General features: G+C 69.7%; 20 protein-coding genes and 1 pseudogene. 10 read left to right on the forward strand and 11 right to left on the reverse strand.

The window, feature by feature from the left end:
• Positions 1-46: 46 nt before the first annotated feature.
• A complete protein-coding gene (gene ubiU, locus DFR50_RS14050; protein WP_113889903.1) occupies positions 47-1,039 on the reverse strand; it encodes a ubiquinone anaerobic biosynthesis protein UbiU in 993 nt (330 codons plus the stop codon).
• On the reverse strand, positions 1,036-1,593 hold the full coding sequence (ubiT, locus tag DFR50_RS14055; protein WP_113889904.1) for a ubiquinone anaerobic biosynthesis accessory factor UbiT: 558 nt from the start codon (positions 1,591-1,593) through the stop codon (positions 1,036-1,038). Before ubiT ends, ubiU begins: the two co-directional genes overlap by 4 nt.
• Positions 1,594-1,675: 82 nt before the next feature.
• Between ubiT and DFR50_RS14060 the strand changes: the two genes are divergently transcribed.
• Both DFR50_RS14060 and DFR50_RS14065 read left to right on the forward strand, forming a co-directional pair.
• Entirely contained in the window at positions 1,676-3,184 is a 1,509-nt protein-coding gene (locus tag DFR50_RS14060) for a UbiD family decarboxylase (RefSeq protein ID WP_113889905.1), read from the forward strand.
• A gap of 176 nt (positions 3,185-3,360) precedes the next feature.
• A complete protein-coding gene (locus DFR50_RS14065; protein WP_113889906.1) occupies positions 3,361-3,894 on the forward strand; it encodes an isochorismatase family protein in 534 nt (177 codons plus the stop codon).
• Here DFR50_RS14065 and DFR50_RS14070 read toward each other — a convergent pair.
• The 4 genes from DFR50_RS14070 to DFR50_RS14085 all read right to left on the reverse strand — a co-directional run bounded on the left by DFR50_RS14070 (position 3,887) and on the right by DFR50_RS14085 (position 7,489).
• Positions 3,887-4,921, reverse strand: a complete 1,035-nt coding sequence (locus DFR50_RS14070; RefSeq protein WP_113889907.1) for a collagen-binding domain-containing protein — start codon at positions 4,919-4,921, stop codon at positions 3,887-3,889. The two genes, DFR50_RS14065 and DFR50_RS14070, sit on opposite strands and share 8 nt — an antisense overlap.
• Positions 4,922-5,100: 179 nt before the next feature.
• Complete coding sequence (locus DFR50_RS14075) at positions 5,101-5,424, reverse strand: hypothetical protein (RefSeq protein ID WP_245427762.1); 324 nt, start codon at positions 5,422-5,424, stop codon at positions 5,101-5,103.
• A gap of 104 nt (positions 5,425-5,528) precedes the next feature.
• Positions 5,529-6,851, reverse strand: a complete 1,323-nt coding sequence (locus DFR50_RS14080; protein WP_113889908.1) for an alpha-amylase family protein — start codon at positions 6,849-6,851, stop codon at positions 5,529-5,531.
• On the reverse strand, positions 6,848-7,489 hold the full coding sequence (locus tag DFR50_RS14085) for a TetR/AcrR family transcriptional regulator (RefSeq protein WP_113889909.1): 642 nt from the start codon (positions 7,487-7,489) through the stop codon (positions 6,848-6,850). Before DFR50_RS14085 ends, DFR50_RS14080 begins: the two co-directional genes overlap by 4 nt.
• A 191-nt stretch (positions 7,490-7,680) precedes the next feature.
• Here DFR50_RS14085 and DFR50_RS14090 point away from each other — a divergent pair, with 191 nt between their 5' ends.
• Entirely contained in the window at positions 7,681-8,412 is a 732-nt protein-coding gene (locus DFR50_RS14090) for an SAM hydrolase/SAM-dependent halogenase family protein (RefSeq protein ID WP_113889910.1), read from the forward strand.
• Here the strand turns inward: DFR50_RS14090 and DFR50_RS14095 are convergent.
• A complete protein-coding gene (locus tag DFR50_RS14095; RefSeq protein WP_245427764.1) occupies positions 8,409-8,924 on the reverse strand; it encodes a GNAT family N-acetyltransferase in 516 nt (171 codons plus the stop codon). The two genes, DFR50_RS14090 and DFR50_RS14095, sit on opposite strands and share 4 nt — an antisense overlap.
• A gap of 142 nt (positions 8,925-9,066) precedes the next feature.
• Between DFR50_RS14095 and DFR50_RS14100 the strand changes: the two genes are divergently transcribed.
• The 3 genes from DFR50_RS14100 to ybaK all read left to right on the forward strand — a co-directional run bounded on the left by DFR50_RS14100 (position 9,067) and on the right by ybaK (position 11,170).
• On the forward strand, positions 9,067-10,323 hold the full coding sequence (locus DFR50_RS14100; RefSeq protein WP_342634565.1) for an aminopeptidase: 1,257 nt from the start codon (positions 9,067-9,069) through the stop codon (positions 10,321-10,323).
• A gap of 63 nt (positions 10,324-10,386) precedes the next feature.
• The gene (locus DFR50_RS14105) at positions 10,387-10,686 is read left to right on the forward strand and encodes a putative quinol monooxygenase (protein ID WP_113889913.1); all 300 of its coding nucleotides are present in this window, start codon (positions 10,387-10,389) and stop codon (positions 10,684-10,686) included.
• Between the two features lie 10 nt (positions 10,687-10,696).
• On the forward strand, positions 10,697-11,170 hold the full coding sequence (gene ybaK / locus DFR50_RS14110; RefSeq protein WP_113889914.1) for a Cys-tRNA(Pro) deacylase: 474 nt from the start codon (positions 10,697-10,699) through the stop codon (positions 11,168-11,170).
• A gap of 57 nt (positions 11,171-11,227) precedes the next feature.
• Here the strand turns inward: ybaK and DFR50_RS14115 are convergent, their stop codons facing one another.
• Both DFR50_RS14115 and DFR50_RS14120 read right to left on the reverse strand, forming a co-directional pair.
• Positions 11,228-12,226: a TY-Chap domain-containing protein gene (locus tag DFR50_RS14115; protein ID WP_113889915.1), complete on the reverse strand. Its 999-nt coding sequence runs from the start codon at positions 12,224-12,226 to the stop codon at positions 11,228-11,230.
• A 293-nt stretch (positions 12,227-12,519) separates the two neighbouring features.
• Positions 12,520-13,083 carry a methylated-DNA--[protein]-cysteine S-methyltransferase gene (locus DFR50_RS14120; protein ID WP_113889916.1) on the reverse strand — a complete coding sequence of 188 codons (564 nt, stop codon included), beginning with the start codon at positions 13,081-13,083 and terminating at the stop codon, positions 12,520-12,522.
• A 352-nt stretch (positions 13,084-13,435) separates the two neighbouring features.
• Here DFR50_RS14120 and DFR50_RS14125 point away from each other — a divergent pair, with 352 nt between their 5' ends.
• Complete coding sequence (locus DFR50_RS14125) at positions 13,436-13,630, forward strand: hypothetical protein (protein WP_113889917.1); 195 nt, start codon at positions 13,436-13,438, stop codon at positions 13,628-13,630.
• 105 nt (positions 13,631-13,735) lie between these two features.
• On the opposite strand, the gene DFR50_RS14130 is transcribed toward DFR50_RS14125, so the two are convergent.
• Both DFR50_RS14130 and DFR50_RS14135 read right to left on the reverse strand, forming a co-directional pair.
• On the reverse strand, positions 13,736-14,539 hold the full coding sequence (locus DFR50_RS14130; RefSeq protein ID WP_113889918.1) for a DUF72 domain-containing protein: 804 nt from the start codon (positions 14,537-14,539) through the stop codon (positions 13,736-13,738).
• Between the two features lie 27 nt (positions 14,540-14,566).
• Positions 14,567-15,037, reverse strand: coding sequence for a YbaK/EbsC family protein (locus DFR50_RS14135; protein ID WP_113889919.1), 471 nt, complete (start codon positions 15,035-15,037; stop codon positions 14,567-14,569).
• 247 nt (positions 15,038-15,284) lie between these two features.
• On the opposite strand from DFR50_RS14135, the pseudogene DFR50_RS14140 reads away from it, so the two are divergent.
• From DFR50_RS14140 to DFR50_RS14150, 3 genes and pseudogenes are all read left to right on the forward strand, one after another.
• Positions 15,285-15,545 (forward strand): annotated as a pseudogene (locus tag DFR50_RS14140) (patatin-like phospholipase family protein); the annotation flags it as partial.
• A 325-nt stretch (positions 15,546-15,870) separates the two neighbouring features.
• The gene (gene ppk2, locus DFR50_RS14145; protein ID WP_113889920.1) at positions 15,871-16,818 is read left to right on the forward strand and encodes a polyphosphate kinase 2; all 948 of its coding nucleotides are present in this window, start codon (positions 15,871-15,873) and stop codon (positions 16,816-16,818) included.
• A gap of 156 nt (positions 16,819-16,974) precedes the next feature.
• Entirely contained in the window at positions 16,975-17,661 is a 687-nt protein-coding gene (locus DFR50_RS14150; RefSeq protein ID WP_113889957.1) for a spermidine synthase family protein, read from the forward strand.
• Positions 17,662-17,676 lie beyond the last annotated feature (15 nt).

Here is a 17,676-nt window from a genome sequence, read left to right on the forward strand (position 1 = left end):
CCTTCCCCCTCAGGGGAAGGTGGCGGCGAAGCCGCCGGATGAGGGGTCACCGCCACGCCTTGCGATAGGCCCCTGCCGTGGTCCTCTGCCCCTCGGTCAACTCGCGCAGCGCGCTCGCGGCGATCGGGCGGCCGGCGGCGTGGGCGTCGACCGCGGCGCGGAACTCCTTGACCACCGCGGTCGTATAGGCGCGGCTGCGCTGGCGGCCCTCGATCTTGAGCGCGGTCACGCCCGCCTCCGCGAGCTGCGGGATCAGCGCGGCCGCGTCGAGGCTGACCGGATCCTCGAACACGTGGCCCTGGTAGTCGCCGACGCGGAACGATCCCTTGCACAGGGTGGGGTAGGGCGCCGGGTCCTTCGCGCCGACACGGTGGATGGCGAATCCACCCAGCCGCGACACCAGCGCCGCGCCTTCGGCGCGATACTCGACGTGGCTCGCGGGCGAGCAGGCGCCGTTCATGTTCGGCGACTTGCCGGTGGCGTAGGAGGAGAGCGCGCAGCGTCCCTCGGCCATCACGCACAGGCCGCCGAACACGAACACTTCGGTCTCGACGTCGATGTCGCGGTTGATCGCAGCGATCTCCTGCACCGTCAACACGCGCGGCAGCACGACGCGCCTGACGCCGAAAGATTTAGCGTAGACGCTGATCGCGTCGGCGTTGGCCGCGGCCGCCTGAACCGAGAGATGCAGGCGCAGGCCCGGTCGGCCGGCGGCGTAATCCAAGAGCCCGAGATCGGCGAGAATGACCGCGTCGGCGCCGAAGCGATGGGCGTCGTCGACCGCCTTCGACCACAGGCCGAAGGCGCCTGCGCGCGGAAAGGTGTTGATCGCCACCAGCACCTTGGCGTCGTGGCGGTGGGCGAAGGCGATCCCCTCGGCCATTTCGTCGCGCGAGAAATTCAGGCCGGGAAAGTTGCGGGCGTTGGTCTCGTCGTTGAACCCGCAGTAGATGGCATGCGCGCCGGCTTCCACCGCCGAGCGCAGCGCCGCCGGCGTTCCGGCCGGGCAGACCAGTTCGAGTTTCCTGGCTTTCGTCATTCGAACCGTCCCGTCGCTACGCGGGTGAGGGGGGCGCCCGACACCGCGCCGATGAGCGAGGCGAGCTTCTGCGCCGGGGGGGTGGCGAGCGCCGCGAGCGGCCCGAGCAGCGCGGTGGCCTCGCGCACGAGATCGAGCTCCTCGTTGTCGATGGCGTTGCGCAGCGCGACGACCGCCGCGGTGTCGCCCTCGATCGCCAGATCGCGCGAGAAAAACAGAGCGTCGCCGTCATAGGCGCCGTGCACGAGCCCGATCAGCGCCGCCAGCGGCCCGGCGATTCGCGCGTCCCAGCCGACCTCCTCGTCCCGGCGATGGGCGCTGAACTGCGGCCGCTCGGGGCGGGGCCGCATGACGAAAACGCAGGGCAGATCGGTCGGGTCGATCAGGAAGACCTTGTCCGCCTGATCGCCGAGCCGGGAAAACAGCGCCGGATGGCGCTTTCCGAGCCGGTCGGTCAGCCGCTGGCCGGCGAGCGACAGGGGCCAGAGCGGCGCGAATCGCAGCGCGAGCGCGCCGACCGCGGGGAATTGGGGGATGCTTCGGGCTTCAAACATGGGCGACCATTAGTCAGATGATAGAGACGTGCGCTTTGATCTGTGTCAATGCGGATTGACAGAGCATACGGGAGGAGGCGGGATGTCGTTCCGTGACCTTCCGCCTTTCCACGATCTCCGGGCCTTCGTTCGGTTTCTCACGGAGCGCCGGCTTCTCGTTCGCATCCGCGAACCGATCGGTCTCGTCCACGAACTCACCGAGGTCCATCGACGGGTGATCGCGGCCGGCGGTCCGGCGCTGATGTTCGACAACGCCGAGGGCGCGACGATGCCGGTGCTCGCCAACCTGTTCGGCACCGCCGAGCGGGTCGCGGCCGGCTTCGGCGTCGCCCCGTCGAGGATCGTCGAACTCGGCGAGATGCTGGCCGCGTTGCGCGAGCCGCAGCCCTTCGACGGCCTTCAGGATGCGCTGAGCCGCTGGCCGATGGTTCGCGCGGCCCTCTCGACCCGGCCGAGTCTGGTGTCGAGGCCCGACTGCCAGGCCGAGCGGCGGCTCGGGCGCGACGTCGACCTCGGCCGCCTGCCGATCCAGACCTGCTGGCCGGGCGAGCCCGCGCCGCTGATCACCTGGGGGCTGGTCATCACCCGGCCGCCCGACACCGAGGCCGACGACACGGCGCACATGAACATCGGCGTCTACCGGATGCAGGTGCTGGACAAGGACCGCGTCGTGATGCGCTGGCTCGCCCATCGCGGCGGCGCGGCGCACCATCGGGCGTGGGCCGCGCGGGGCCAGGATACGCCGGTCGCGGTCGCGATCGGCTGCGATCCGGCGACGATTCTCTCCGCCGTCCTGCCGTTGCCGGAGACGGTGTCGGAACTGCGCTTCTCCGGGGTCATCCGCGGCGAAAGGCCGCGGATCGCGCCGGCGCTGACCGTGCCGTTGATGGCGCCGGCCGACGCCGAGATCGTGCTCGAGGGGCATGTCTCGGCGACCGAGACGGCGCCGGAGGGGCCGTACGGCGACCACACCGGCTACTACAACAGCGTCGAGTCGTTTCCGGTGATGCGAATCACCGCCATCACGTCGCGGCGCGATCCGATCTACCTCACCACCTTCACCGGACGGCCGCCGGACGAACCCTCGGTGATCGGCGCGGTCCTCAACGATCTCGCGCTGCCGACCATGCGCCGGCAGATGCCGGAGATCGTCGATTGCTGGCTGCCGCCCGAGGCCTGCTCCTACCGCATGGCGATCATCTCGATCCGGAAATCCTATCCGGGGCAGGCGCGCCGGGTGATGATGGGCCTCTGGGGCATGCTGCCGCAGTTCAACTACACCAAGACGATCATCGTCGTCGACGACGACATCGACGTGCGCAGCTGGACCGACGTCGCGTGGGCGCTCGCGACCCGCATGGACGCTTCCCGCGACACCGTCGTCGTCTCGAACACGCCGATCGACTACCTCGATTTCGCGTCCCCCGACTCCGGGCTCGGCGGCAAGCTCGGCCTCGACGCGACGAAGAAGATCGGGACCGAGACCACGCGCGAATGGGGCCGCACGCTCGCCATGTCGCCGGAGGTCGGAAAGCGCGTCGACGCGATGTGGCCGAAGCTCTTGCGCACGATCGGCGGCGGGCCGGGGTGACGCCGCGGACCCTCACCCTGCCGCGTCGCGGCTGTCCCTCTCCACCTTCCCCCTCGAGGGGGAAGGTGGCGCAAAGCGCCGGATGAGGGTGCGCCGCCGCGACGATTGAAGGCGCGCACGCGGCGGCCGGGGTGGTAAACTGCGGCGCGATCCTCGGAAGGGAAGGGAAGGCGCCGATGGCGATCATCACCGCTCAGGACACGACGCTTCTGATCGTCGATTTCCAGGTCCGGCTCATGCCGGCGATCGACGAAGGGGCCGCCGCGATCGCCAACGCCCGGCGCCTCGTCGACGCGGCGACCCTGTTCCGCGTGTCGACCCTGTTCACCGAGCAGAACCCGAAAGGTCTGGGGCCGACCGTGCCGGAGCTCGCGCCCGACGAATCGCGCGTCTTTCGCAAGACGACGTTCGACGCGGGACGGACGCCGGGTTTCGAGCACAGGCTCGGCGAAGACAACGCCGTGGTGATCGCCGGATGCGAGGCGCACGTCTGCGTGCTCCAGACCGCGCTCGGACTGGCCGAGAAGGGCCGGCGCGTGTTCGTCGTCCGCGACGCGGTCGGCTCGCGCCGGCCGGAGAGCAAGGAGGCGGGCCTTCTGCGGATGGCGCGCAACGGCGTCGAGATCGTCACCACCGAGATGGTGGTGTTCGAATGGCTCGGCGACGCCGCCAACCCGCGCTTCAAGGACGCGGTCGCCTTGATCAAGTGAGGCGGAGGGTCCCCGGCAAGGCGTTCGGGCGGACGCGGTCCGGGTCACGGGGCCGGCGCCGACCGACGAAGACCGCGCCGGCGAGGCCCGCGATCAGCATCGCCCAGGTGGAAGGCTCCGGAACGCCTGTCGGGGGGAGGACTCCGGCGAACGGCCAGTCGTGCAGTTCGCCGCTTCCGTTGAAGCTGTAGGCGTAGAGGAAACCGTCGATGGAGACCGAGTTCGACACTGCGGCTCGACCGGCGAGAAATGCGCCGGACCAGTCTCTGTCCATGGACAGCGATCCAGCGTCCTCGAAGTTCCAGATGACGTGTTGGGCGACGGTCTTCTGCGACGAGACGGACCCTCCGTAGGTGAAATTCGCCTGGGGGGTGAAGCCGAAGCCGGACGACCCCGTGACGTTGATGACGACGGTGCTTGCCGACCCGACGTCGACACCGATCGTCGCGGCGGTCTGGAGGGTCGAGGCCGAGACGCTGAACACGGCGATTCCGTCGTTGTAAACGTGATTGGCGTCGAAATAGTACTGGTTCGTGTCGGTCGGGTTGACGTTGTTCGCAGCAAGACCAGACAGGGTGGACTCCAGCGCGTTCAGCGGGACCGTGAAATCGGACATGACGAAAGCCGGCTCGTTCTGCTTCGCCGACCCGCCCCCGTTGAAAATGAAGCTTGCCGCGTTCGTGCCGGTGGTGTTGAGGCTGCCGCCATTGTTGATCTTGCATCCGTTGCACCCGGCGGTCGTATCGACGGCGTTGACGGCCTGGAAATCCGAACCGGGCGGCGCGTCGCCGCCGTAGCCTTGCGTATAGAACTGGGCGCCGCCGGTGATCGTGCCGGCGACCGAGCGGCCCTGGACGTCGTGCCCGCTGGTGAACGTCGTGGTGAAGACGTCGTTGAACTGCTCGAGAATGTCCTGAGCCGTCAGCGTTTCTGCGGAGGCCGGAACGGCGGCGGCGCTCGCCGCCGAGGCGAGCGCCAAGGTCGGCGCAACCCGCAGGAAGCGCGCGAAACGCCGGTTGGCTTTCATCAAAATCCCCTGGTTATTGTTCGGCTTCCGATAAACGAGGGGATGGTGGCAAAATTAACCAAACGGCAGTCAACGGCTGCGCCAAAAAAAGACGCGTCGAGCGGGCGCGCCCTGCGGCGGCGTGGGGTCGCCGCGCGCCAGTCGTCCTGTGCGGACCGCGTCCGGCCGACTGCCGGGGCTTATTTGGCTGAAAACAGTGTCATCAGCACCTTGCCCTTGTCGCCGATCAGGCACACGAGGGTGCGCGGCTTTTCCTTGGCGCCCTGCTCCACGTAGGCGTCGCCGACCACGACGGTGCGGACCGGGACGCCCTCGATGGCGGTGTCGGCGTCGATGATCTTGGCGCTGTCGAGGTCGATCGTGACGTCCTTCACGTTGGGAATCTTCTGTTTGAGCGCCAGCAGCCCGCTCGCCTTGCAGGCGTCGGCTTCCGGCGACACGGACGCGGCAGGGGCGGGACCGGCGGCGAGCGCCGCCGCGAGAGCGAGGAGGGGGAGCTTCAAGGGCGCGATCTCCATGGTTCCGGGGTCGGGAGCGCGATCCATGCGCCCCGCCGCACAAACGATGGATTTCGCCCGCTGTTCCCGAGGAACGCGGTCGCGCGCCGCTACAGCGGCTCGGCCGGCGACAGGATCGCCCACGCCCCTTCGCCCAGGGCCACCCGCGCCTCGCCCGCGCCCGTCTTCAGGCGCGCGTCGCGTCCCGCGAGGACCGAGCGCATGCCCGGCGCCGGCAGGTCTGTCCCTTCCCCGAGATTGAGGGCGATCATGAGCCGGTTCTCGCCCTCGAACGCCTCGTAGACGAAGCGCTGGTAGGCGAGGTGGACGACGCGGGTCTTCGCCCGGTGCAGCCACGGGTGACGGCGGCGGAGCCCGATCAGCTCCTGGTGGCGGCGGAAGACGGGCAGGCCGAGCGCGGAGAGCGCCTCCGGCCGGTCCGGGAAAGCGGGGCGGACGGCGTCGTCGCCGCCGAGCCGGTCCTCCTTGACGCCTCGAAACGCCTGTTCGTCGCCGGCGTAGATCGAAGGCGTTCCGCCGCACGTCATCAGGATGGCGAGCGCGCATTCGATGCCGCGCGGGTCGCTGAGCCGGCTCGCGAGCCGGGTCACGTCGTGGTTGCCGACGAAGGTCTGGGGGACGAATGCGTCGAGCAGGCCGTTGTGGCGGTCGAGCGCCCAGGCGAGCTCGTGGACGTTGCGGTCGTTGAGCGCGCTCCAGATCGCCTTCCACAATTCGTATTGCGTCACCGAATCGACGCCGCTCGCCGTCACGAAGCCGGCATAGTCGCCGTGGATGACCTCGGCGAACAGGTAGGCGTCGGGATGCCTTGCCCGCACCCGCGGCAGGACGCGCGCCCAGAAGCGCGCCGGAACGGCGTAGGCTGCGTCCAGCCGCCAGCCGCCGATGCCGCGATCGAGCCAGTGAATCATGACCGCGGCGACCAGGTCTTCGACCTCGGGCCTGTCGTGATCGAGGACGACCAGCTCGGAATGGCCCTCGAAGGTCGCGGCTTCCGGCTCCCCGGAGGCCCACGAGAGGCGGAACAGCGCGGCGCCCGGGGCCGACGGTCCTCGCGCCAGCGCCTCCTGAAAGGCCGGATGGCGGCGCGAAACGTGGTTGAACACGCCGTCGAGCGCGACCTTCAGGCCGCGGCTCCCGGCGGCCCGGATCAGCGCGTCGAAATCGGCCTCGTCGCCGAGGCGCGGATCGATGCGGAAATGATCGATCGTATCGTAGCCGTGGCTCGCGGACGCGAAGATCGGTCCGAGCAGCAGCGCCGAAGCGCCGAGTTCGACGGCGTAGTCGAGCCAGTCGATCAGCCGCGGCAGCCGATGCGCCAGCGGCGCCGGGCGCTCGGGCCTGATGTCCGCGCCGACAAATCCGAGCGGATAGACCTGCCAGACAATCGCGTGCTCGACCCAGCTCGTCATGATCCTGCCTCTTCTATACCGATTGGTAAGGTCATCTGGCGCTTGCCTTGCGCTGGCCGCGCCAGGACGCCGTAGAGAAAGCCGTCGGCGGTCTGGCGCGCGTGCTTGGGCGTGAGCGCGGCGACATTGTTCAGCGCGAGACCGATGTGGTTGTTGATCAGGCCGAGGAAGGCTGCGGCCAGCGCGCGCTCCCGCCCGGCCAGCGCCGGGTCGCACTCGGCGGCGTCGCGGAAGACCCTTTCGACCGCGGCGAAATGGCGCTCGTGGAAGCCGCGCGCGATCTCGTAGGCCTCGCTGCGGATCGGCGCGAACCAGAGCGTGAGGTAAAGCCGGTAGAAGCTGCGCTCTCCGTCGGCGTAGGCGAAGGTGGCCTCGGCGATCGCCGCCAGGGCCGCGCCGAGGTCCCGGCGCAGCGCGCCCGCGTCGGCGAGCGCATCCGCGAGGGCGGCGAGGCGCGTCTCCATCAGCGTCCGGAGCAGGCCGCGCTTGGCGCCGAAATGATGGTACAGCGTCGGCTTGGTGACGCCAGCCGCGACGCAGATCTGCTGCACGCCGACGCCGTCGTAGCCGTAGGCGGTGAACAGGTCGAGCGCGCGGTCGAGAAGCGCCGCGCGCGTGTCGTCCGGGGGGGCGGGCATGTCTATGGGTTATACCGATCGGTATATTCGGTCAAGCCGTCTCCGTCCCGAGAGGCTTCCCGCCGGCGACAGGGCGATCGCTTCAACGTCCGCCCCGCGCCCCCGTCGCCGGAGAAGGCGCTTCAAGCGTTTGCCCTGGCGCAGCTCCCGGCGCCCTTGACCCGGCGCCGTCGCACGGCGACTCTCGGCGCATGATCGCGCTCTTCACCGATTTCGGGCTCGAGGGCCCGTACACAGGCCAGATGAAGGCCGTGCTGTGCCGCATGGCGCCGGGCGTTCCGGTCGTCGACCTCGTCGCCGACGCGCCTGCCGGAGACCCGAAGCGGTCGGCCTATCTGCTCGCCGCCTGCGCGGCGTGGTTTCCCATCGGCACGGTCTTCCTGTGCGTGGTCGATCCCGGCGTCGGCGGCGCGCGGCCGGCGGTGATCGTCGAGGCGGACGGACGGGCGTTCGTCGGACCGGGCGCCGGCCTGTTCGAACTCGTGCAGCGCAGGGCGCAGGCGGCCCGATGTCTCGAGATCGGGTGGCGGCCGGTCGCGCTGTCGGCGAGCTTCCACGGCCGCGACCTGTTCGCGCCGGTCGCCGCCATGATCGCGCGCGGCGACGCGCCGCCGGGACGGCCGATCGACGATCGTCTCGTTGGCCGCCCCGACTGGCCCGACGACCTCGCCGAGGTCGTCTACATCGACCATTACGGCAACGCCATGACCGGGATGCGAGCCGCCGGGCTCGCCGGGGACGCGAAACTGGTCGTGGGCGGGCGCGCGCTGGACCGGGCGCGCACCTTCGGCGACCGGCCCGCGGGCGAGGCCTTCTGGTACGAGAACTCCAGCGGCCTCGCCGAGATCGCCGTCAACCTCGGCCGCGCCGACCGCGCTCTGGGGCTGACGATCGGCGCGCCGGTCCGGATCGCGGCGTCCTAATCCCGCGCCTCGCCGAGCGCCCGCTCGTGGTAGCGGACGGCCTTGCCGTTCGTCAGCCGCGCCGAACCGACCACGACAAAACCCATGGCGGCGTGGAAGGCGTCGGAGGCGGGGTTGGGCGGGTCGGCGTTGACCTCGGCGACGATCCTTTCGTGGCCGGCGGCGCGCGCGCGGCGGAACAGGGCCTGATAGAGCGTACGGGCCAATCCGCGGCCGCGCGCGTGCGGCGCCACCGCCACGCGATCGACGTAGACGAAGCGCTCGAAACGCGCCCGGAACCAGAGGAAGTTCGGGCTGTCGTAGCCGGCGTCCTGGTCGAGCGCGATCAGGAAGGCGTCGCAATCGCCCGCGCGAAGGGTCAGGAACGCGCTCGCCATCAGGCCGGTCAGCGCGTCCGCCGACAGCCGGCTCAGCGCTTCCGCGTGGGCGTTGTTGAGGGCGAGCAACGCCGAGCTCGCGCGCGACGCGTCGCGCCTGTCGACCTCGCGCACGTCCGTGTCGTCCCCGTTCACTGGAAACCCCCTTGGGTCGCGCGTTCCCATGGGCGCCGGACGCCGGGTTCGTCAACCCGGCGTCCGGGACGAGGGGTTTCGCTCCGCCGGACCGGCCCTATATCCGGGGACCCGCGCTGCCGCGCCCCGCCCGGAGATTGATTTGACCACGGACCTGCCTGAACGCTTCCCGATCGACGCGGACAAGCTCGACCGGTTGGCCGAGATCGCCGTCAAGGTGGGCCTGCGCCTCGAGCCGGGACAGGACCTGTTCCTGACCGCTCCGATCGCGGCGCTGCCGCTCGCGCGAAAGATCGCCGAGGCGGCGTACAAGGCCGGGGCGGGACTGGTGACGCCGATCTTCTCCGACGAGGCGATGACGCTGGCGCGGTTCCGCTATGGCTCGGACGCGAGTTTCGACCGCGCGCCGGGCTGGCTGTACGAGGGCGTGGGCAAGGCGTTCGCCGCCAACGCCGCGCGCCTCGCCATCGTCGGCGAGGATCCGATGCTGCTGGCGGAGGCCGATCCGGCAAAGACCTCGCGCGCCAATCGGGCGAACGCGATCGCCTACAAGCCGGCGCTGGAGAAGATCGCCGGATTCGACATCAACTGGACCATCGTCGCCTTTCCCACGCTGTCGTGGGCGCGGCGGGTCTTTCCGGGGGAACCGGACGACGTCGCGGTGGGAAAGCTCGCGGACGCGATCTTCTCCGCCTCACGGGTCGACGGCGACGACGCCGTCTCGGCTTGGCGCGCGCACAATCTCGCGCTTGCGCAGAAGACGCAGTGGCTGAACGCGCGGCGCTTTCACGCGCTGCACTATTCGGGACCCGGGACCGACCTCACCATCGGACTGGCCGACGGGCACGCGTGGCATGGCGGCGCAGCGGCGGCGAAGAACGGCGTCACGTTCAACCCGAACATTCCGACCGAGGAGGTTTTCACCACGCCGCACGCCCTGCGCGCCGAAGGCCGGGTGGCGAGCACCAAGCCGCTCTCCCACCAGGGCACGTTGATCGAGGGCATCGAAGTCCGATTCGAGGCGGGCCGCATCGTCGAGGCGCGCGCGACCCGCGGCGCGGACGTGCTGAGGACGACGCTCGACACCGACGAGGGCGCGCGCCGGCTCGGCGAGGTCGCGCTGGTGCCGCATTCGTCGCCGATTTCGAGCAGCGGCCTCATGTTCTACAACACGCTGTTCGACGAGAACGCCGCGAGCCACGTGGCGATCGGGCAGTGCTATTCGACCTGCTTCGTCGGCGGCGACCGGCTCGGGCCCGACGAGATCGCCGCCCGGGGCGGCAACGCCAGCCTGATCCACATCGACTGGATGATCGGCTCCGGGTCGATCGACATCGACGGCCTCGACGCAGGCGGCGCGCGCACGCCGGTGATGCGCGGCGGCGAATGGGCCGTATAGGGCTTCGTCGCCGCCGCCGGAATGAGGCTTTTCCTGGCCGCGGCGTCCCCCTATAGTGCCGGCATGCTGCTCATTGTCGGAACGATCCGCGTCCCTCCCGAAACCATCGCCGCGACGCGCGCGGCCGCCCGGCGCATGATCGAGGCGACGCGGGCGGAAGACGGCTGCGCCCACTACGCCTTCGCCGAGGACGTGCTCGACCCGGGCCTGATCCAGATCTACGAGCTGTGGCGCGACCAGGCGGCGCTCGACGCGCATTTCGCTTCGGCGCACATGGCCGAGTGGCGGGCGGTCCTGGGCGAAATCGGCGTTCTCGACCGCAAGCTGCGCATCCACGAGGTCGGCGAGGGGCGTCCGCTCTGAGGTCAGAACCTTGTCCAAATCGACGCGCGCGACCACGGCGCTGGAGCAGGCCGGAGTAACTTTCACCGTCCACGCCTACGCCTACGACCCGGACGCCGACAAGATCGGCATCCAGGCGGCCGAAGCGCTCGGCGTCCAGCCGGACCGGGTGCTGAAAACGCTGATGACGCTCGTGGACGGCAAGCCCGTCTGCGTCATCGTCCCCTCCGACCGGGAAGTGTCGATGAAGAAGCTCGCCGCGGCCTTCCAGGCGAAGTCTGCGCAGATGATGAAGCCCGCCGACGCCGAGCGGGCGACCGGCTACAAGGTCGGCGGCATCAGCCCGTTCGGCCAGATGAAGCCGGCGCGGACCGCCATCGAGGAGCAGGCGCTGGCGCACCCGCTGGTGTTCGTCAACGGCGGCCAGCGCGGCCTGCAGGTGCGGCTGAACCCGCGCGAGGCGGCTGACATGCTGAAAGCCGTCGTTGCGCCGCTGGTCGCGTGACGCGCCGCGAGCGTGTTCCGAGACCCGCGGACTCACGGGGCGATCGGGGCCGGGCCGCTAGCCTTTCGGCGAGCGTTCCGTCGTCACCTTGAGCTTCTGGGCGCCTGTGTACCCGTAAACGTCGTGCAGGATCGTCAGCATGTCCCGGGCGATCGTCGCGTCGTCGGCGGAGTCGAGCGGGTACGACTTCCAGTAGTTGGGCGCGCGCCCCGGGTCGGCGAAACCGGCTGCGTGCAGGCGCGCCACGCGATCCGCCGTCAGCATGGCGGACAGCGCCGGCCAACTGTCGGCGGACTGGGCCTCGCAATAGATCGAGGGCGGCTTGGTCTCCGGCGCGCACTGGACGTAGCCGATGTCGGCGTCGAAGATGACGTAGATCTCGCGATCGAGATTGACCCTGAGCCTCTGAATTTCCCCCGTCACCCTGGCGCCGTAGATGTCGATGAGATCCTGCACGGAGCCGGTGGGCGGATGCAGCGTCGTGTCGGCCGGCGGCGCATAGGCGCAGGCGCGGATCGCCTGCGCGGGAAAAGCCGGCGGGTCGGCGATTGCCCCGGCGAGGTTCTGGGTTTGGCCATTGCGCGGTGGGCACGGCCGGCGGGCGATCCAGTCGCTTCGCACGTCGAGATGGGCAACGTCGGCGTCGTAGCCTTCGGCCAGAGCCTGAACGATCGCCGCGGCGACGTCGGCGTTCGGCGCGCCTGCCGGAAAGACCCGGAGGTAGTTTCCGAAGCTCGGGTCGAGACGCCAGCCGAGCGCGGCGAGGCGATCGATCTTCGTGGGGGTCAGGACATGGGCGAGCGAAGGCTGCAGCAGCGCCCCGCCCGCCTCGCAGCGTGTCGTCGCATCGTCGAGGCGGCGACACTGGATGTACTTGTTGCCGTCGAAGGCGGTGACGAGACCATCCTGATCGGGGCGCTGCAGGGTCGCCACATTGGCGAGCGCCGCCTGAACGCGCGCTGCGGTCGACGGCGAATCTTCCGCTCTGCACACCGTCGCGCCGAGCAGGAACGCGATCGCAAACGCGCCCGTCCGGGTCGCGCGGGCCCGAGTCATCACAATTTGCCCCGCCCCATGAATATGATCCAAGCAAACAACAGGACGGATACGATGTCAATTCCACATCGGTCGCAAGCGAGAGGGAAGCTCGTCGGTCCACGGACGCGGCCATGACCGAGTCGAAACCCGGCGAGGACGGCCGCGCGCCGAGCCGGGCGCGATCGACGTTCCCCGGCTCGGTCGGATCAGGGCCGCGCGGCCAACGGTCGACGAACGCGCGGAGCGGATCGAGCGGGGCTCGTGGCGCGGAAATCATTGCGGGTCCGTGGCGCGCGCCCGCGTCCCGCGCCTCAGAAGGCGAACGCGCGCTGTGTCGGTTCGGGCGGCCCGAGGTCGATTCGCTCCAGGCGCAGCATGCGCGCCTTGGTTTCCGCCCCGCCCGGCGCCGAAAACCCGCCGAGCCTGCCGCCCGCCGCCAGCACCCGGTGGCAGGGAATGAGGAGCGGCGTCGGGTTGGTCGCCATCGCCCGCCCGACGTCGCGCGCGGCCTCGCGCGGGCCGCCGACCTCGGCCGCCAGCGCGCCGTAGGTGGTCGTGCAACCCCAGCCGACCCGGCGAAGGGCCTGATAGACCTGAGCGAAGAACGGCTCCCGGTCGCCGAGGTCGAGGGGGACGTCGACAAAGTCCGTCGCCTCGCCGGCGAAGTAGCGCCGTGTCCGTTCCACCGCCTCGGCGATTGCAGGCGGCGGCGCGCCCGCGCCGAGGGCGGGCGATCGCCGCTTCAGGCCTCGCTCCGCCGCGATCGCCGTGGGCGCCGGAAGCGCGAACCGGGTCACGCCGACCTCGCTCCAGGCGATGGCGCACCAGCCGAACGGCGTCTCGAAAACCGCGGACAGTTCGTCTGTTCGATCCATGGCCTGCAGTCCTCGTCGCGCGCCTCGAAGCGAGCATGCGCCAGTCGGCCGGAACGGCAACCCGTTTCCTGCGACGTGCCGATTGTCGCGTCAAGAGAAACAATGCGGCGCTGTCGGCTGGGCTTGTTTCGCAGGATGAGCGGTCTAAATGAGAAGGCGGAGATTGGGCGGGGGTCAACGGCGCTTCACAATCGGATGTTAGGACGTCAGGCGACGCCCGGAACGCGGCGTTTTCAACATCCCGTGACGCCAAAGGTTGAAGTTCGCCCTCGAAAACCTATCTTTACGTCCCGGGGGGCGCCGGCAAAGTGCGCGGCCGCCTCGACAAAAAGCCAAAAAAACGGAGACCACCATGCGCCATACGCAAAATCTGCGCGGGGAGCGGTCGGTTTCGCCGCTCTTCGTGAATGACCTCTGCGCCCAGATGATTCCGCTGAACCGCTACGGGCCGACCGGCCTCGGCGCGGGGATCGCGTCGGCCTTGCGCGCCCTGACGGGCGTCGCGCGCCCGACCATCTGCGCCGCCGCCGGCTGCGACCGCCGCTGAGCGCGACCGCGGGCCTGTCGGCCCGCCGGTTTGCGCCTCGGGGCGGCGCGAGCCATCCTTCCCATGCGTTCCGACGAGTGGGGATGAGCCGGGCGCGAGCGCCCGTCAGGCGAGCCTCTCGATCAGCGCCGTCGCCGCCAGGGGATTGCGCGCCTTGAAGCCCGAAATGACATAAAGGAAGACTTCGCGCCCGGGCGCCTCCGCAGGAGGGCGAAGGGTTGCGAGGTCGTCGGGTGTCTCTCCGCCAGCCCAGGTCCGGGCGCGCGTCGCCCAGGCGTCCAGCGCCTGATCCGAATAGCCTCGCGGCGCGTCCTCGGTCGTTCCCATGATCCGCGCGTAAACGAACGGCGCCGTCGGGTCGGCGATCAGCGGGAAGTCGCTGTCGCCGGCGATCACCACGGCGACGCCGTGCGCCCGCGCCAGATCGACGAATTCGGGCGTCCGAAAGCTGTCGTTGCGGACCTCGACCGCATGGCGGATCGCGACGCCGTCATGGGACCTGGGCAAGAGCGCGAGGAAGGCCGCGAAATCGACGGGATCGAAGGTCTTGGTCCTGGCGAACTGCCAGTTGATCGGCCCGAGCTTGGCCCCGAGCTCGGTCGGGCCGGTCTCGAAGAACCGCTCCACCGACGGGCCGGCCTCGGCGAGGACGCGCCGGTTGGTGACGTAGCGTGATCCCTTGACCGAGAACACGAAGCCGTCCGGCGCGGCGTCGCGCCAGCCCCGAAAGATCTCCGGCTTCTTGCCGCCGTAATAGGTGCTGTCGATCTCGATCGAGGTGAGCGCGCGGCTGGCGTGCTCGAGCTGGCGGGCGCGCGGCAGGCCCTTCGGGTAGAAGGTCTCGCCCCAGGCGTCGTAATTCCAACCGCCAACGCCGATGCGGATGCGCCCCGGCTCGCTCTTGCGCATGAGGAGGCCTCTCCCATATGGCCGCTATCAGCGCGCGATCGCGGCGATTGTTCCCCCGGTCAGGGCGACGAGTTCGGCCGGCGTCAGGCGGAAGACGGCGTTCGGCGTGCCCGCCGCGGCCCAGATCGTCTCGAAACCCATCAGGGTCTCGTCGATCAGCACGACCGGCTTCGTCGCGTGCGCCACCGGCGGCACGCCGCCGATGGCGAAGCCGGTCGCCTCGCGCACGAAGTCGGCGTCGGCGCGCGCGATCGGCTCGCCGAGAATGACGGCCGCCTTCTTCTCGTCGACCCGGTTGGCGCCCGAGGCGATCACCAGCACGCTGCGGCCGCTTGCGCTTCTGAACACCAGCGACTTGGCGATCTCGGCTGCCGTGCAGCCGATCGCCCGCGCGGCCTCCTCGGCGGTGCGCGTGCCGGCGTCGAACTCGAGCGCCGCGAACCGCGGCCCGAGCGCGGCCTGGACCCTTAACGCCGAGGGGGCGGAGGCGGGTTTCATGAGTTCCGGAAGGGGTTGACGCCCCATTCGCCGACTTGCATGACTGCCTCGGTGGTTATTCTGCCTAGCCGGAATTTTATCCCGGCGTCTACTCTCGTCAACCCGTTCAGGTCGAACGGCGACGCTGTCGTTTCCTGCGACCGCCGCGTCGGCGATCGTCGCGCCGCTTGCGCCCGGGCCGCATTTTTCCTCCTGTCACACAATCCCGCTAAGCTGCCGGTTTACGATCGGGGCGGACGAGGGGGCCATGGACCAGGCGTCGCCGGGCGCGAAGACGCGCGTCCGCGTCCGCTTCCACGACATATCGACGATCGCGCAGCGATATGACCGCGTCGCGCTCGTACTCCAGGGCGGCGGGGCGCTCGGGGCCTATCAGGCGGGCGTCTTCGAGGCGCTGAGCGAGGCCAACTGCCCGCTGAACTGGATTTCCGGCGTGTCGATCGGCGCGCTGAACGCCGCGCTGATCACCGGCAATCCGCCCGAAAGGCGCCTGCCGGCGCTCGAAGCGTTCTGGACGACCGTCTCGGCGCGCAAGATCTGGCCGCGGACGCCGGAGGGCGACTTCTATCGCGACCTGCACAACCAGGCGAGCGCGGCCATGACCACCCTGCTCGGCCAGGCAGTCGGGATACGACGACACCGTGCGCACGCTGCGCCACCCCGAGTGGCTCCGGCGCTCCTCGATCCATCACGGCGTCGCGGTGCACGATCTCCATCGCGAGGACCCGGACTAGCGGCGCTCGGGCTCTGTCGCACCCTCGTCACATGTGTCATTGAATGCTTTCGCCGAATTGCCGCAAAGAGCCGGTTCGGCGGCGACGAGGGACAGCACGATGAGCGGGACCAACGACAACGGCCGCGACACGATCCGCGAACGGATGAACGAGGAAATCCAGGACAACCTCGACGAGGACTTCGAGCTCGAACTCGAGGACAGCGATCTTGCCGACCTGCTCCAGGAAGGCAAGGAGCATCCCGGCGCCTTCCCGCGAAAGCTCTATTTCACCGAGTTGCTGCGCCTCCAGCGCGAGCTGATCAAGTTCCAGGACTACGTCCAGGCCAACAAGCTCAAGGTCGTCGTCCTGTTCGAGGGTCGCGACGCGGCCGGCAAGGGCGGCGTGATCAAGCGCATCACCCAGCGCCTCAATCCGCGCGTCGTGCGCACGGTCGCCCTGCCGGCGCCGGGCGAGCGCGAGCGCTCGCAATGGTATTTCCAGCGCTACGTGCCCCATCTGCCGGCCGGCGGCGAGATCGTGCTGTTCGACCGCTCCTGGTACAACCGCGCCGGCGTCGAGCGGGTGATGGGCTTCTGCACCGACGAGCAGTACGAGGACTTCTTCCGCTCCGTGCCGGAGTTCGAGAAGCTTCTGGTGCGGTCGGGCATCGTGCTGGTCAAGTACTGGTTCTCGATCACCGACGAGGAGCAGAACCTGCGCTTCCAGATGCGCATCAACGACCCGCTCAAACAGTGGAAGCTGTCGCCGATGGACCTCGAATCCCGCCGCCGCTGGGAGGACTACACCAAGGCGAAGGAGATCATGTTCGAGCGCACCCACATCCCGGAGGCGCCGTGGCACGTGATCGAGGCGATCGAGAAGAAGCGCGCCCGGCTCAACTGCATCGCGCACCTGCTCACCACCATACCTTACCAGGAAGTGCCGCACGAGAAGCCGGTCCTGCCGCCCCGCGTCCATCACCCGGACTATCACCGCGAGCAGATTCCGCCGGAAATGTACGTGCCGGACATCTACGCCGACATCGTCCCGCCGCCGGAGCGGTGACGCGGCGCGCCGGAACGCGCACCCTCACGGTCGTCACGTCGGGCGTGGGCGCTGCGGTCTGAGCGCCCATCACGGCTTCGCGAGACCCTTGTCCGGGCAATGTCCGGCGGCGCGCGAACGTGCTACGGCCTCGTCGAGACCCGCCCGGACCCCCCGATGATCCCCTGGATTGAACTCGACCGCACGCCTCTGCCGCACGGCGGCGACCTCCGGCTGATGCGCAGGGGACGCGAGTTCGTCATCAAGGTCGGCGTCGCGGAACTGATGACCTCGCGGCTCAGCGCCTCGGAGGAGGCGCTGGCGACGCTGGCGGCGGAGCGGCTCGGCCGCCGCGAGAGGCCGAGAATTCTGATCGGCGGCCTCGGCATGGGCTTCACCCTGCGCGCGGCGATCCCGGCCTTCGGCGCCGGGGCGCAGATCATCGTCGCCGAACTCGTTCCCGCCGTCGTGCGCTGGGCGAGGGGGCCGATGGCGGACATGTTCGGCGATTCGCTCGACGCGCCGGGCGTGGCGATCGTCGAGGCCGACGTCGCCGCGCTGATCCGCGCCGGCAAATCGCGCTACGACGCGATCCTGCTCGACGTCGACAACGGCCCGGAAGGCATGACGCAGGCGGCGAACGACGGCCTCTATGCGGCGCAGGGGCTGGCGGCGGCGCGCGCGGCGCTGACGCCCGGCGGCGTGCTCGCCGTCTGGTCGCAAGGCCCGGACGCCCCGTTCATGAAGCGGTTCGAGAAGGCCGGCTTTTCGGTCGAGGAGAAGCGGGTGCGCGCGGGGGGCGCGCGCGGCGGCTCGCGCCACGTGATCTGGCTCGGGGCGCCGAAGGCGGCCGCGGCGCGATGAGGGCTTGGGCTAAGA

Origin of the sequence: Roseiarcus fermentans (assembly GCF_003315135.1) — a bacterium.
In the GTDB taxonomy this organism is placed as follows: domain Bacteria; phylum Pseudomonadota; class Alphaproteobacteria; order Rhizobiales; family Beijerinckiaceae; genus Roseiarcus; species Roseiarcus fermentans.

Bases quoted from the DNA above. Each gene is read 5' to 3' on its own strand.
- ubiU (WP_113889903.1), bottom strand. From the start codon at position 1,039: ATGACGAAAGCCAGGAAACTCGAACTGGTCTGCCCGGCCGGAACGCCG.
- DFR50_RS14060 (WP_113889905.1), top strand. From the start codon at position 1,676: ATGTCGTTCCGTGACCTTCCGCCTTTCCACGATCTCCGGGCCTTCGTT.
- DFR50_RS14065 (WP_113889906.1), top strand. From the start codon at position 3,361: ATGGCGATCATCACCGCTCAGGACACGACGCTTCTGATCGTCGATTTC.
- DFR50_RS14070 (WP_113889907.1), bottom strand. From the start codon at position 4,921: ATGAAAGCCAACCGGCGTTTCGCGCGCTTCCTGCGGGTTGCGCCGACC.
- DFR50_RS14080 (WP_113889908.1), bottom strand. From the start codon at position 6,851: ATGACGAGCTGGGTCGAGCACGCGATTGTCTGGCAGGTCTATCCGCTC.
- DFR50_RS14090 (WP_113889910.1), top strand. From the start codon at position 7,681: ATGATCGCGCTCTTCACCGATTTCGGGCTCGAGGGCCCGTACACAGGC.
- ppk2 (WP_113889920.1), top strand. From the start codon at position 15,871: ATGAGCGGGACCAACGACAACGGCCGCGACACGATCCGCGAACGGATG.
- DFR50_RS14120 (WP_113889916.1), bottom strand. From the start codon at position 13,083: ATGGATCGAACAGACGAACTGTCCGCGGTTTTCGAGACGCCGTTCGGC.
- ubiT (WP_113889904.1), bottom strand. From the start codon at position 1,593: ATGTTTGAAGCCCGAAGCATCCCCCAATTCCCCGCGGTCGGCGCGCTC.
- DFR50_RS14130 (WP_113889918.1), bottom strand. From the start codon at position 14,539: ATGCGCAAGAGCGAGCCGGGGCGCATCCGCATCGGCGTTGGCGGTTGG.
- DFR50_RS14085 (WP_113889909.1), bottom strand. From the start codon at position 7,489: ATGCCCGCCCCCCCGGACGACACGCGCGCGGCGCTTCTCGACCGCGCG.
- DFR50_RS14115 (WP_113889915.1), bottom strand. From the start codon at position 12,226: ATGACTCGGGCCCGCGCGACCCGGACGGGCGCGTTTGCGATCGCGTTC.
- DFR50_RS14150 (WP_113889957.1), top strand. From the start codon at position 16,975: ATGATCCCCTGGATTGAACTCGACCGCACGCCTCTGCCGCACGGCGGC.
- DFR50_RS14135 (WP_113889919.1), bottom strand. From the start codon at position 15,037: ATGAAACCCGCCTCCGCCCCCTCGGCGTTAAGGGTCCAGGCCGCGCTC.
- DFR50_RS14125 (WP_113889917.1), top strand. From the start codon at position 13,436: ATGCGCCATACGCAAAATCTGCGCGGGGAGCGGTCGGTTTCGCCGCTC.
- DFR50_RS14105 (WP_113889913.1), top strand. From the start codon at position 10,387: ATGCTGCTCATTGTCGGAACGATCCGCGTCCCTCCCGAAACCATCGCC.